Origin of the sequence: Bradyrhizobium prioriisuperbiae, from assembly GCF_032397745.1 — a bacterium.
GTDB classification, from domain to species: Bacteria; Pseudomonadota; Alphaproteobacteria; order Rhizobiales; family Xanthobacteraceae; genus Bradyrhizobium_A; species Bradyrhizobium_A prioriisuperbiae.
Window position 1 is genome coordinate 7,399,029 of record NZ_CP135921.1, and the last position, 11,774, is coordinate 7,410,802.

At 60.5% G+C, this 11,774-nt stretch carries 13 protein-coding genes; all 13 read right to left on the minus strand.

Going from position 1 to position 11,774, the window contains the following annotated elements; genetic code table 11:
• Position 1: 1 nt before the first annotated feature.
• The 13 genes from RS897_RS34620 to RS897_RS34680 all read right to left on the minus strand — a co-directional run bounded on the left by RS897_RS34620 (position 2) and on the right by RS897_RS34680 (position 11,770).
• The gene (locus tag RS897_RS34620; protein ID WP_315833163.1) at positions 2 to 1,735 is read right to left on the minus strand and encodes an aldo/keto reductase; all 1,734 of its coding nucleotides are present in this window, start codon (positions 1,733 to 1,735) and stop codon (positions 2 to 4) included.
• Between the two features lie 929 nt (positions 1,736 to 2,664).
• Positions 2,665 to 3,096 (minus strand): hypothetical protein, encoded by a 432-nt coding sequence (locus RS897_RS34625; protein ID WP_315833164.1) that lies wholly within the window; start codon positions 3,094 to 3,096, stop codon positions 2,665 to 2,667.
• Positions 3,097 to 3,179: 83 nt separating this feature from the next.
• Positions 3,180 to 3,917: a S1 family peptidase gene (locus RS897_RS34630; protein WP_315833165.1), complete on the minus strand. Its 738-nt coding sequence runs from the start codon at positions 3,915 to 3,917 to the stop codon at positions 3,180 to 3,182.
• An 89-nt stretch (positions 3,918 to 4,006) separates the two neighbouring features.
• Positions 4,007 to 4,426, minus strand: coding sequence for a hypothetical protein (locus RS897_RS34635; protein ID WP_315833166.1), 420 nt, complete (start codon positions 4,424 to 4,426; stop codon positions 4,007 to 4,009).
• 94 nt (positions 4,427 to 4,520) lie between these two features.
• Positions 4,521 to 5,288, minus strand: a complete 768-nt coding sequence (locus RS897_RS34640; RefSeq protein WP_407654586.1) for a lytic transglycosylase domain-containing protein — start codon at positions 5,286 to 5,288, stop codon at positions 4,521 to 4,523.
• Positions 5,289 to 5,346: 58 nt separating this feature from the next.
• On the minus strand, positions 5,347 to 5,844 hold the full coding sequence (locus tag RS897_RS34645; RefSeq protein ID WP_315833168.1) for a hypothetical protein: 498 nt from the start codon (positions 5,842 to 5,844) through the stop codon (positions 5,347 to 5,349).
• Between the two features lie 50 nt (positions 5,845 to 5,894).
• Positions 5,895 to 6,431, minus strand: a complete 537-nt coding sequence (locus RS897_RS34650; RefSeq protein ID WP_315833169.1) for a YbjN domain-containing protein — start codon at positions 6,429 to 6,431, stop codon at positions 5,895 to 5,897.
• A 15-nt stretch (positions 6,432 to 6,446) separates the two neighbouring features.
• On the minus strand, positions 6,447 to 7,526 hold the full coding sequence (locus tag RS897_RS34655) for a peptidylprolyl isomerase (RefSeq protein WP_315833170.1): 1,080 nt from the start codon (positions 7,524 to 7,526) through the stop codon (positions 6,447 to 6,449).
• Positions 7,523 to 8,116 (minus strand): hypothetical protein, encoded by a 594-nt coding sequence (locus RS897_RS34660; protein WP_315833171.1) that lies wholly within the window; start codon positions 8,114 to 8,116, stop codon positions 7,523 to 7,525. The genes RS897_RS34655 and RS897_RS34660 overlap by 4 nt, the downstream gene beginning before the upstream one ends.
• Positions 8,117 to 8,118: 2 nt before the next feature.
• Entirely contained in the window at positions 8,119 to 9,957 is a 1,839-nt protein-coding gene (locus RS897_RS34665; protein WP_315833172.1) for a putative porin, read from the minus strand.
• A gap of 51 nt (positions 9,958 to 10,008) precedes the next feature.
• The gene (locus RS897_RS34670; protein ID WP_315838837.1) at positions 10,009 to 10,728 is read right to left on the minus strand and encodes an energy transducer TonB; all 720 of its coding nucleotides are present in this window, start codon (positions 10,726 to 10,728) and stop codon (positions 10,009 to 10,011) included.
• A 92-nt stretch (positions 10,729 to 10,820) separates the two neighbouring features.
• Positions 10,821 to 11,345, minus strand: coding sequence for a hypothetical protein (locus RS897_RS34675; RefSeq protein ID WP_315833173.1), 525 nt, complete (start codon positions 11,343 to 11,345; stop codon positions 10,821 to 10,823).
• 20 nt (positions 11,346 to 11,365) lie between these two features.
• Complete coding sequence (locus RS897_RS34680; protein WP_315833174.1) at positions 11,366 to 11,770, minus strand: ExbD/TolR family protein; 405 nt, start codon at positions 11,768 to 11,770, stop codon at positions 11,366 to 11,368.
• Between the last annotated feature and the right edge of the window lie 4 nt (positions 11,771 to 11,774).

Here is an 11,774-nt window from a genome sequence, read left to right on the forward strand (position 1 = left end):
GCTATCCTTCATTAATTCTTTTCACATCGGCAGCGATGGCACGAAGAAGATCGCTGCTATTGCACGCGTAGCCCAGGTCCGGATCTCCTTTAAGGAGTCTTTGCCAGGTTATTTTATCATAAATTTTATTCAGGGAGTCATTTTGTGCCGTAAGCTTCAGCTGCCAGATCGTAGATAGCCAACTTTCTAAACCCTTATGACGCGGGACTATCTCGGATAGCGCGATGAAGAATCCGTGCAGGTTATTGCCCTGGGCATTGGTCATTGCAGCCTGGTAGATTTCTCCGAGAGCTGGGTGTTGCCAATCGAGGTCCTGTTCGTCCTGCGCCGGCGCGCTCAGCTTCCCATCAATCAAGCTGACAATCGCTTCAACCGCCAACTCATCGACTCGTGGTGTCTGAAAATTTTGCGCGATGCGTTCAGGATTGCTCGAGCTCGCCACCTCGCCGAAACCGTAATGCGACGCCCAGATCGTCCGCGCCTGGGTTTCGTTGACACCCAGTTTTTGCAGTTGCTCGGCTTCCTCCGACGTAAAAGCAAGACCGGCACGGAGGCCATAAACGCTGTCGATGATTTTGTTGCCGGCGGTTTCGAGCTTGTCGCGGGCGCGCAATCCGCTGCCCACCTGCGTTTCGGCCTTTATGGTTTCCAATGAATCCTGAAGCATGATGATATGTTCCAGTTCCGATTCATCTATGCCATCCAAATCATCACCGGACACGTTCGAAAGGCCGCCTGCCTTCACCAGGCCCATCGCGATATACTTGTTGATTGCTCGAATGTTCGCCGCAAGATCCTCGGTATGCTCATGAACCATCAGAATGTCTATGTAACCCAAGCGCTCCAGAGCTTCCCTGATGACATCTTCGATGAACGTCTTGGTGGCAGCGTGACCGACCTTGTATACGACCTTGAAGTCTCCCCGCGCCAATCCTGCTTCCTCGCAGGCGGCCGCCAAATCACCGACACTGAAACCATACGTCTTGGCAGCGTCGAAGCAGCGGTATCCCACCTTGATTGCCGCCATGACCGCGTCTTTGTTCTTGCCATCAAGGCCGAAAATCTTGCGATCTGATACTCCCCTTCCCCACTCCTGCGCCCGTACGGCCGGCGGTTCTTCGACGCGCCTCAGGATATTATCGGCATCTCTAATGACCAGCGGCGTCTCGCCTCGCGCCAGGCCCAACGGCTGCGCGTAAAATTCCCAGGTTGGGTCCCCGCCAAGAGGAAATCGTCGTGTCTTGAGATATCTTGGGCCGACGACATCATCGATCTCGTACCATTGCCCCACTTTGATATCGTTGGGGTCCATAAGCTGGATGGTCCCGAGACCGTGCGCAACCGACGACAGCGCGTAGGCGTTCCGGTCGACTGATTTCGTTTGCAAGGCCGCCTGTCCCCTGTCTGCCTCGACAGCGATCCCGTCATTCTTCTCAAGCGTCGGCGGCGCGCGGCTGTCCCTGTGCTGCACCACATGCCGGGCCTCGCGCGGCAGGTCAGCATCTTGCCTTCCCGGATTCAAGACACGCTGCAATACACGTTGTAATTGGACCCCGCGACTTCGATCGAGCTCCTGGCGCATTTGCAGCAACAATTGTACGCGCGGGCTTTCATTCAGTGACATGCCCACGGTCCCGACGACAGCGGCCGGAGCGTTGTCGTCAGCCGACTTTTGGGGAACCTGATCCGCCTGCGTATAGCTGCTCATGACGCCGCCGTTCTTGGTGCCTTGCATGGTCGACAGCGATCATCATCGATGGCACCCGAAGGCGCAACGTTTTTGAACCGCCGGCGTGCCGCCCGGTTCGGCAAACCACTATTGCGCCCGCGCACAGACTAATGGTCCGCCCGGCACCAGCCTCGATTGCAAAATCGCCGGCAAACCCGGTAGGCGTAAAGAAGGCGCCCGCCGAGCCATCGACGCGGCTCGCGCCCTCGCCTCCCCATTGGTCACTTTGGCCATCGGGAAAGTCTCACTTTTCGAAGCCAAGGGAGGGGTGCGTGACAGTCGGCCAGGCGCGCATGGCAACGATGATGAGCCAAGCAGGAAGCGCGGTTGAAGCGCATCAGGTGCCTCCCGCGATAAGCGAACGTTTGTCGCAATGAAAAAGCCCAGCTTGTCGGAGTGGAAAGTTTTAAAACTATTCGCGCTCCAACTCATCATTCACTTTGGGGAGCGGTCGCGTGGGGTACGAGGGCCTCCGATCCAAGCATTCCATGATGTTGTAGGGAGCTTACAACTTCGCCAAAGCCGTTTGAAAGGCCCCCCGTCGTCTCGATTTTCAAACGAATGAACAGTCGCGACAGATTGACGCATTTGGTGGGCGCACCAGGGCTCGAACCTGGGACCCGCTGACTAAGAGTCAGCGGAACAACTTCACCGCCTCCATTCTCGATGACAAACTTCAAAATATCGACTCGCTGTCGACATTTCGACGCATGCGACGCCGCGATGCACACAGAGCACGCCCGGAAAAAAGGCGTGGAAACACGCGGCAATCGCGCACCGTGATGAGTCCAGGCTATCAATCCGTATGCACGTCCCTCTACCGACTCAATCTCGTCGTCGGTGAGATACTGCTCTGTTTGCCGTCATCCTTGCGGCGGCGCTCATCGTTCGCCGGCACGTCGAGCGTGCTGGCGGTCCGCCTCTCCCGTCGTCAGCTATCGCTTGAGATTGAGCGAAAACCGTAAATTAAGCGGCTGCAGCATTTCAGGTGGCGGCGCTTCGCCGATGTTGCCCCGCGTCAGGATCGTCCGCAAATCCGCATCCGCGCGGGTGTCCTTCAGCGCGGGAAACGATACCCGTTCCACCGTACCATCGGGATTGAGCCAGGCCTTGACCACCAGTGACTGCGGCAATCCGTCGTCCTTGCCGGCCCGCTCGCTTGCGTAGGCACGAAACCGATTTGCGGTTTCGTTATCGGCCCCGATCCATGTTTCGAACCGGTACTGCACCAGTTTCGCAAACTGCGCCCACGACGGCGGCGCCTTGCTCGGGTCACGATAGTCGAGACTCTGACCCGACACAGAAGCCGGATGCAGCAGGAACCCGGCACATAACGCGAGCGCCACGACGATCGGCCGCCACCGCATTCCGAACCGCGAACTGACAATGAGCATTGGAGCAACAGACCTGAAGATTAAGAGCAAGGCGGGAAGATCCCGACTTTGAACGTCTAATTTTGCAGACAGGTGACACGGGCCGAGATCGAAGCGGCGCGGTTCGCACGCGACGCACTGCCCGCTAGCTGAGGCCTGTCGTCCTCGTCGAAGCGGACACCATTTCCGGCAAGAAATGTCTTGGCTTCGGCGGCCCCCACCGCGAGCACACGGTTGACCATGGTGCGGCGGCTGATCACGCCTTCCACCAGGCCGCGGCTATCCAGCACCGGTGCTCCGCTCGCGCCGAACGTGACGTTGGAATCGATCACGAGATAACCAGCTTCGCTACCGCCGAAATTCGGCGTGACGGTTGCATTGGCAAGGGTTCCGCCGCCGGCCTGCATGCCCGACAGCTTGTCATAGGCAGACACGAACACCATGCGGTTTGCGACCGCGGTGACGTTGCGCGGAAACACCGCCGCGAGTCCGAGCGTCCTGGGTACCTTGATCAGGGCGATATCAAATCGGTCAGACAGCGCGACAACACGTGCCGCAAGGGTGCGGCCTTCCTTGTCGACCACGACCCGCAGGCAATCCTCCACCGCGTGACGGGCCGTTATCATTGATCCCGAATTATCGACAAAAAACGCCGTGCCGGACTTTTCACGCCGGCCGCCGGCGGACTCCGGAGACCGCGACAGTGGTTGCGGCGCGACGTGGTCGTGCATCTGCACAGGCTGCCAGAACTGGGCCCGCACGGGCACGGCGGCAAACGCGGTGAACCCGCACAGCAAGATCAAACCGCGTATCATCACACCTTACCGCCGTCCATGGCGAATCGCATGGTTGTGTGTCGCGCCGTCGCGACCTCAAGCGAACGGCCGCCCTGCGCCATCCCCATTCATCGATGCCCAAGCGGTGACACATAAACCGGCGCAGGGGGCCGGTAGGGATAGACGGAAACTCCGAAATTCCGGCCATATTGCTGCTGAACGCCGGGAATGTTCACGACACCGATTTTCGGATCAGAAGACTTGGCGTCGATCGGTGGCGTATTTGTTACAGGCGGATTCACGCGATTGACCTCTTGTTTCAGCTTTTGGTTGAGGCAGCCTAACGATCGCTCGCTACCGCTCCCGCCGTCGCAACGCTCCGGCGACCCGCGCGAGACGCCCGCTCCGGGCGAAACGCTCGGCCCCACGGTGGGGGCATTCGGCGGCGGCGCGCCGACAATAATTTCCGGCAGCGCGGTTCGCTCTTCCGCTTGTGCGGGCATGACCACAACGACCGCAATTGCCGTAGCAAAGATGATTGTTCTCATCGAAAGCTCCTCGCGAGCCGATCGGTCGTCACCACATTGTCCGAAGACGAATTACCGAAAAATGGTCACCGGCGGCGGCGAGATCAATGCGGTCCTATCGCCCTCCCCGCACCTGAACCACAATCGCACTGAGCCGGGTATTGAGTGCTGCGAGATCGACCCTTCCGATCTGCGACCCACCGAGGCCACGGCACCTGCGGCCGCAACTGCTGCCGCCGCCACCACCCGGTTGACCGAAAGTAGCGACTGGAACGTTGCCCGTGACCTGGAACCCGCGGGCAACGAGCTTGGACCGCACCGCCAGGCAATAATTGACCGAGAGATAGGAGAACCGGGTTTCGCCGTGGCCAGCCCGGTATTTCATCACCGCAGTGCAGAGATCGCCGCCGGCAAGACGCCATGCCTGCGCGAGATACATCGTGCCATAGCGGATATTGGTCTCCGGCCCCGCAAGATCCGCGAGCGAGCCGTTGAACCCAAGCATCCGGGCTGTCGATGGCAGGATCTGCATCAACCCGATTTCGCCGACGCCTCCGATGGCACCGGGATTGTAGCCGCTTTCCACGCCCATCACCGCTTCCGCGATTTCCGGCGCAAGGCCCGTCCCCGTCACCGCCTTCTCGATCAGCGCGCGATAACGCGCGCGTGCATCAAGGCCGCGTAGCGCGGGCGCGTCATCCTTTGCGGAACTTTCGATGTTCTTGTGCGGATCGGATGGTCTCTTGGGCGTCGCATCATCGGCTTGCGGCGGCGCTTCGATCGCCGCAAAGCGGGTATCGAACGAGGTCGACGGCGTCGACGCCTCGGCAAAAGCGGCCACAGGCGCAAGAACAACGCCGGCAAACAGAGCGCATGCCACCAGCCATCCGGACGCGAAGCACGGTCGAAACGGAGGCAAGCTGCGAGCGGCCTTCGACATGCTATTTCCCTTGCGCCGGCTGGTCGTTGGGGCGAAGGGTCAATCGCAGGTGGAGAGGCTGCAGCATGTCAGGCGGTGGCGCGCCAACATCGCCTCGGATGAGCAGCGTGCGCAGGTTGATTGAAGCACCCTGATCAAGGCCCTCGAATTCTACGCGCTCGATCCTGCCGTCAGGCTGGATCCAAGTGCGTACGGTAACCGCAACCGGCGCGGTGCCTCCGGACCCGGTGCGCTGTTCGAGCTGAGCGTGAAACAGTTGAGCGGCATCATCATCGGCCGCGAGGCGTTGCTGGAACCGGCCTTGCAACTGCCGGGCGAACGCCTGCCACGCTGCAGGTGCGGACGCCGCGGCCCGGTAGTCACTTCGCTGCGCAACCGCCGGCGTTGTCCCGGTCGTCACAGTGGCCCCCAGCAGCCCTGTGACGGTGCCGAGCCAGCCGAACAGCCCACCCCACCGCCCGCCCTGGTTCGCGCTGTTCTTCACCATATCGTCATCCATCGCGGCGCACGCCCGGTTGTCCGTGGTGCGGTCCGCGTCACTCCCGCGACTTACTGAATAGTGGCGGGTGCACCAAGATCCGCAGCACGATCGAGCGCCGGTTCCTCGGCTTTTGCCGCTGGTTGCGCGACGGGGGCCGTCGCACCATTGGTCGCGCCCAGTTTGCGCAGTTCTTCACGCAGATAGGCAATCAACTCCTGGACCAGCCGATCCCAGATTTCGATCTGCCCGCGCAGATAATTCGGCGCGACACCGCCGGCGACCGAGACATCGAGGCAAAATACCAGGAACGGATGGCTGACCTGCAGTCGTCCGAAACGGCGGGTCGCATTCCAGCGATTGACCAGATCGAGCGGCAATTCACCCTGCACCTGGAGCGCTGCGACAAGAGCGACGTCGGCAAACGCTTGCTCTTCGCCGACGAACTGGTTGCCCGGACGGATATCGAACGCCAGGCCCGCGGTCGCCGATCGCAAATATTGAATATTGGCGACCGGATCGGTCAGCGCCTCGACGCGGTAACCGGCGCTCTGGAAACCCTCGCGCAGCGTGTCGAGGGAGAGCTTAGTGATGACGGCATCAGTCATGGAATTCTCCAGATGTTATTTTCGGGAGTTGTCGAGCAGGTTCGACAACGCGAGTTCGTTGAGCACCGGCGGATTCTGCTTTTGCAGATCCGCGAGATAAGCGCGCCGCAGCATGGTCGCGCGCTCGGAGCGAATTTGCTGCACGAGCTGTTCGCGGACTTCGGGTAGCGTGCGGGTGTAGGATGCCTTGGTATCGATCAGCTTGAGGATGTGCCAGCCGTCGTCGAGCTTGACCGGATCGGACACGGTATTCTTTGTGAGCCCCATCACCTGAGTGCGAATTTCGGGCCTGATCTGATTTTCGGCGACCCAGCCAAGATCGCCGCCGTCCTTCGCGTCGTTATTGCTGGAGCTGGCAATGGCGCCAAAATCCGCGCCAGGAACCTTCAGTTTGCGGACGACGTCATCGAGCTCTTGCTTGGCCTTGTCCTCGGCAGCCTTGTCGGCCTCCTTTGGCGCAGCAATGAAGATCTGCGCCAATTGGAACTGGCGCGGCATCAGGAAGGCGCTGCGATTGGCGTCATAGACCTTCTGCACATCATCATCGCTGGGAAAGTTGGCGGGCGGGGTCGTGACCGACTGCAGATAAAGCTCGACCACTGCGCTTTCGCGCATCCGGTCGAGTTGCGCAGCGACCGCGGGCTTCTGGTCCCATTTCTTGGCCAGCGCCTCCTGCAGCACCAGCCGGTTGGCGAGCAGCAGGCGCACAGCCTGGCTGAGCAACGCCGGATCCTTGGCCAGGGCGGCCTGCTCGCGCGGACCGAGCGCCGCTACATAGCTGCGCAAATCGTCCGCCGATACGTTGACGTTGCCGACGCGCGCGATGACGTCCTCGCCACCCGCTGCCTTGCCGGTCGCTAGACCTTGCGTGGTTCCCGAAATGGTTCCCTGCGCCGCCTGCACCGGCACCGGCTGCGATTGAGCCGCCGTCGGTTGTGGCGCGGGCTTCGGCTTGGCCTGCGCCTGGACTGGGCGCGGCGCCGGCGGCGTCAACGTCTGCGCCAGCGCAACCATTGGGGTGCAGAGCACGGTCGCGGCAACGGCCGCGATGCCGGCGGATTGCACCACTTTGATGAGAACGGATGCGTTGGTCATGGGTTCTCCTTCTGATCGAGGAACTTGTCGTAGGTGTCCTGCAGCTGGTTCTGCATCTCGACCCGGCGCAGTTCCAGTACCGGCTCGCGGGCGACGATGGTGTCACCGATGGTCACTTCCTTGTAACGCTGCACCAAGTCCTTGCCGGCTTTGATCAGCAGGGTGTTCTTGGCCAGGCAGCTCTTGGTGCTGGCCTTGTAGGTGGTGGCTTCGCTTTCGAACTTGGCGCGCTCGGCATCCTTGGAACGCGCGACAGTGGCGGCCTCCTCATAGGCGGCCTTCCACTTGTCCAAGGTTTGATCGCGTTCGGTCAGGCGTTGGTTGAATTCGTCCACCGCTTCACGATGCTCCTTCTCGATCTTCTTGACCTGCGCTTTGGCGGCGTCGATTTCGGCCTTTGCCGCGGCTTTTTCGCGATCAGCGTCGGTAAGTTTAGCTTGCAGCGCCGTACGCTGGTCTTCCAGCGCACGGGTCTGCATGGTGGCGCTGCGCAAGGCCTCGCGCAGGCGGTCGGTTTCAGACTGGGCGAGCGCCATGCTGGACACGAGTGTCGCCGCCGCGATCACCACGAGATGGATGCGGATACGCATGATTAGAACCTGGCGTTGAGATCGACTTGCAGGACGTCGACGGCGTAGGGGGTGCCGGCGATGTTGTTTGCACTCATCCAGCGCAGGGTCGCCCAGACGTTCTCACTGAGACCAAGATTACCGCCGAGGAAGTAACCCTTGAGATTGGTGCCACCAAGGCCGAAATCGGAGTCCGCGAACGCATCGAGCGTGGCATCGGACTCAAGATACTTGTAGCCGGCGTGAACATTCCAATCCCATAGATGCTTGATCTCCTTGTTGCCGACGGTCAGGCGTCCCATCCAACCCTGGTTGCCGCCGTTGAACACTTGCGGAGAACCGTTCACCGAGGAAGTAAGGTTGTTGACGATGAGGTCAGGATTCATGAGGCTGCGTTTGAAAGCCGTGTTGATCACGTATTCGCCGTCGAGAACGATGTGGAAAGGATGGAAGTGACCAAGATCAAGCTGGCCGCTTACGGTCAGCGGCCGGTATTGGCTCACTAACCCAAGATACTGAAAGAGACCTGGTCCCTGCCCGTTGTTGTTGGCGACAGTCGGGATGATGCTGCGCAGCGGCATGTAGGTGTTGCCTTTCTGCGCAAACGATGGCCGGGTCAGGTCGGTATCGCAAATATCCGACGCCGAGTTGACCGAGCAGGGACTGGAGATTTGCCCCTGCACATTGGTGAAATCGTAATAAGCCACGCCAAATTTGAACGTGTATTCAGGGCTAAACCGAGCGTTGAAACCGACTTGGCCGCCAAAGAGCCATTTATCATGGCTCGGGAACCTTGCAGTATCCGTGCTCAGGTTGATCCCGGCATTGAAATCGGTGTTGTAGATCGGAAACGCGCCAGCCACCGCAAACGGCGTGAAGCCCTCGAACACCTCATGCTTGGCTTGCACGGCGAAACCATCGAAACCGAGCTCGCGGTACCAGACCAGATCGGTTGGCGACCAGAACGGATTATCAAACCGACCGGCGGAGATCTTCAGATCGCCATCCCACGTCTGATAGCTCAAATATCCACGATCGAGCCACAGCGCATATTTTGAGAAATTGCCACCGTTGTTGCCGAACGTCTGGTTGGTCGAGATCGGCGAACTGTTCTCCCCGGTGGCAATGCGCAGGCCAGCGGTAAAGCCATTATAAAGATCCGCCTCCATGCCGAGTCGAGCGCGAAGCCGGAATTGGTCACGATTTTGAGTGGAATTATAGGATGGTGGAATAATGCCATTGGCATTGAAGGGATCGAAAGGTGAACCGGTATTGATCGCATTGTAGTTTTGCGTACCGAACGGATCGTTCCCCGTCGGAAACATGCTGCCCTGATAACGCACGCGCGCATCGCCGTAGAAACGGATACGCTGCGCCCATTCCGGATAAGCGCCGGGTGACGCCCAGTTTTCCTTCTGTGCCTTAGCCATCACCTCTTTCTTAATCTCGTCACGTAACTGTCTTTTGACAACTTCGGGGACGTAGGTGACGTGACGGGTTCCAGGTGGCTGGGCTGCGGCCGACGCGGCGCTTGCCGCCTTCGCCGCATCGTCGGCTTTGGCAGTGGCATCCTTCGCCGCCTGGCGCGAGACATAGGCCTCGTCCTCGGCCTGCTTGATCAGCGTCTGGGCCTGCTCTTCCTTAAGAACCCCCTGCTGCACCAGCAGGTTGACCAGGTTGATGGTGGCGTTCGGCGAACTCGGCTTGGCGTTCGATATCGCCGGTCGCTTTTTTGCCGGCGCCGGTTCCGCGGCGGTCTGCCCCGCAGTCTGGCTCATGGCCGGCGTGGCGCAGGCGAGCGCGCACAGCGACACCGCAAGCGGGATCGCGCGCCAGTCTGCGTCTGCTCTCATCTTAAACATCAGTCCCCCAGTTCTCACTCATCACGTCAGGTGTCGGAAAATTTCACTCGGTCAGCTCGGCCGTCGCGCAGTGACACGGGTCACCACGGGCATCGGCATGTCCTTGGGTGGCGGCTCGCGCAACGTCAGGCTGCCGATCACCTCGTTGCGAAGTGCCGCATCGACCTCGGCACTGCCGGTCGATGGCGTCAGAATGACCCGGCTGATACGGCCCGAGCTGTCGGCCCACAGCCGCACCTGTATCTGCGCGGACATGTTGCGGGTTTTCGGATTGGACCGGATCGCCGCCTCGATCTGCGACGTCACAATGGTGGCGTACCAGCCCCAGCGGCTGCCACCGCCTCCTCCGCCGTAAGGATTGCCGCCGGGTTTGCCGCCGAGATTGAACAGGTCACCTGGCCCCGTCGCCTTGGCATCGAGCGAGAGCGGACCGGGAGGCTCGGCGTTCTTCGCATCCTTGATCGGCTCGTCCTTCGGCTTCTCAAGCGGCTTGTCTTCCTTGAACTCCGGCTCCGCCATCTTCGGCTGCTCGACCATCTTCTGCTCGGGCATCTGCTGCGGTGGTGGAGGCGGTGGCGGCGGAGGCGACGGCAGGATGTTGACGATGGTCAGCTCGCGAACCTGGCGTGGCGGCGGCATGTCGTCATGACCAAGGAGGTAGTAGCCGGCACCGCCGAAGATGATCGCCATCAGCGCCAGTGCGATGCCATAACGCTGGAACGAACTGCGCTCCTTGCCGGCAACCGGTTCGGACTTCGCAGCCGTTTCCATCGGCGGCTTGCCGGTTGCGGACTCGCTCGGCGAGCTTTCCGACACAACGGTCCTGCGCGCAATCAACGAGTTCTGATCTCTCGCCAGCTGATTCATGATGCGGCCCCCAAGGCTGTCGATTCCGAAAGCCTGCCGGCGACGTACTGCATGACGAACCTGACGAGTGTATCGAAGTCAGTCGTCTCCATCGATACGACCGTATCGGGCGCGGCCTCGATAGCGACGTGATATGCCGATTGACCACCGCGGATTTCGACATAGGCGGTACGGTCGATCCACAGCCGCGCCGCGGGATAACGCGACATCGTCAACATCAGCGGGTTCCGATCCGGGCCACGATCCTCGATCCGGTTGCGCAGAACCTCAGCAAGTTTCACCAGCAGCGCTTCGCCGTGAATCGGAAATGGCAAGATTGCGTTGCGTGCATCGCCGTCCGTATTCTGCTGAACCTGCTCGCGAATTTGCGTACCGACTTGAACGCCGCCGCCACCGTTCATCGCGCGCAACGACGCGTTGGCACGGGCGCGTTCATGATCGAAGGACGAGACCACATCACGCAGCCGCGACCAGAGCGTCCTTCGCTGCGGCTGAGCATCGTGCGGCAATTGCATGATCATGGCGGAGCCCGTTTGCCCGTTCACTTCACAAGCGGCTTGGTGGCAAGTCCGACCTGGGTGAGACCGATACGTCCCAGCAGGTCGAGCACGTCCATCACGTTCTGATACTGCGCCTGCGCGTCGCCGCGCAGCACAACCGGGAATTCCGGTGTCAGCGCCTTCTGCTGCACCAGGCGCTGTTCGAGTTCCGGCAACGTCACCGGAATGGTGTCGAGAAAGATCTTGCCGTCGTTGGCCACCGTAATTGCCTTGGTGGTCTGGGTAGCGAGGCTGGGCGCGGCCGACGCCTTGGGCAGATTGACTTTCTGGCCCTGCACGGTCGCCGTGGTCATGATGATGAAGATCACCAGCAGGACGTAAGCGAGATCCAGCATCGGAGTGATGTTGATGTCGTCATATGGCTTGCTGTCGCTCTGGATCTGCATCGCC

What these genes read in the sequence shown, in the direction of transcription:
- RS897_RS34620 (WP_315833163.1), bottom strand. Translation starts at nt 1,735, where the DNA reads ATGCAAGGCACCAAGAACGGCGGCGTCATGAGCAGCTATACGCAGGCG.
- RS897_RS34625 (WP_315833164.1), bottom strand. Translation starts at nt 3,096, where the DNA reads ATGCGGTGGCGGCCGATCGTCGTGGCGCTCGCGTTATGTGCCGGGTTC.
- RS897_RS34630 (WP_315833165.1), bottom strand. Translation starts at nt 3,917, where the DNA reads ATGATACGCGGTTTGATCTTGCTGTGCGGGTTCACCGCGTTTGCCGCC.
- RS897_RS34635 (WP_315833166.1), bottom strand. Translation starts at nt 4,426, where the DNA reads ATGAGAACAATCATCTTTGCTACGGCAATTGCGGTCGTTGTGGTCATG.
- RS897_RS34645 (WP_315833168.1), bottom strand. Translation starts at nt 5,844, where the DNA reads ATGGATGACGATATGGTGAAGAACAGCGCGAACCAGGGCGGGCGGTGG.
- RS897_RS34650 (WP_315833169.1), bottom strand. Translation starts at nt 6,431, where the DNA reads ATGACTGATGCCGTCATCACTAAGCTCTCCCTCGACACGCTGCGCGAG.
- RS897_RS34655 (WP_315833170.1), bottom strand. Translation starts at nt 7,526, where the DNA reads ATGACCAACGCATCCGTTCTCATCAAAGTGGTGCAATCCGCCGGCATC.
- RS897_RS34660 (WP_315833171.1), bottom strand. Translation starts at nt 8,116, where the DNA reads ATGCGTATCCGCATCCATCTCGTGGTGATCGCGGCGGCGACACTCGTG.
- RS897_RS34665 (WP_315833172.1), bottom strand. Translation starts at nt 9,957, where the DNA reads ATGTTTAAGATGAGAGCAGACGCAGACTGGCGCGCGATCCCGCTTGCG.
- RS897_RS34670 (WP_315838837.1), bottom strand. Translation starts at nt 10,728, where the DNA reads ATGGAAACGGCTGCGAAGTCCGAACCGGTTGCCGGCAAGGAGCGCAGT.
- RS897_RS34675 (WP_315833173.1), bottom strand. Translation starts at nt 11,345, where the DNA reads ATGATCATGCAATTGCCGCACGATGCTCAGCCGCAGCGAAGGACGCTC.
- RS897_RS34680 (WP_315833174.1), bottom strand. Translation starts at nt 11,770, where the DNA reads ATGCAGATCCAGAGCGACAGCAAGCCATATGACGACATCAACATCACT.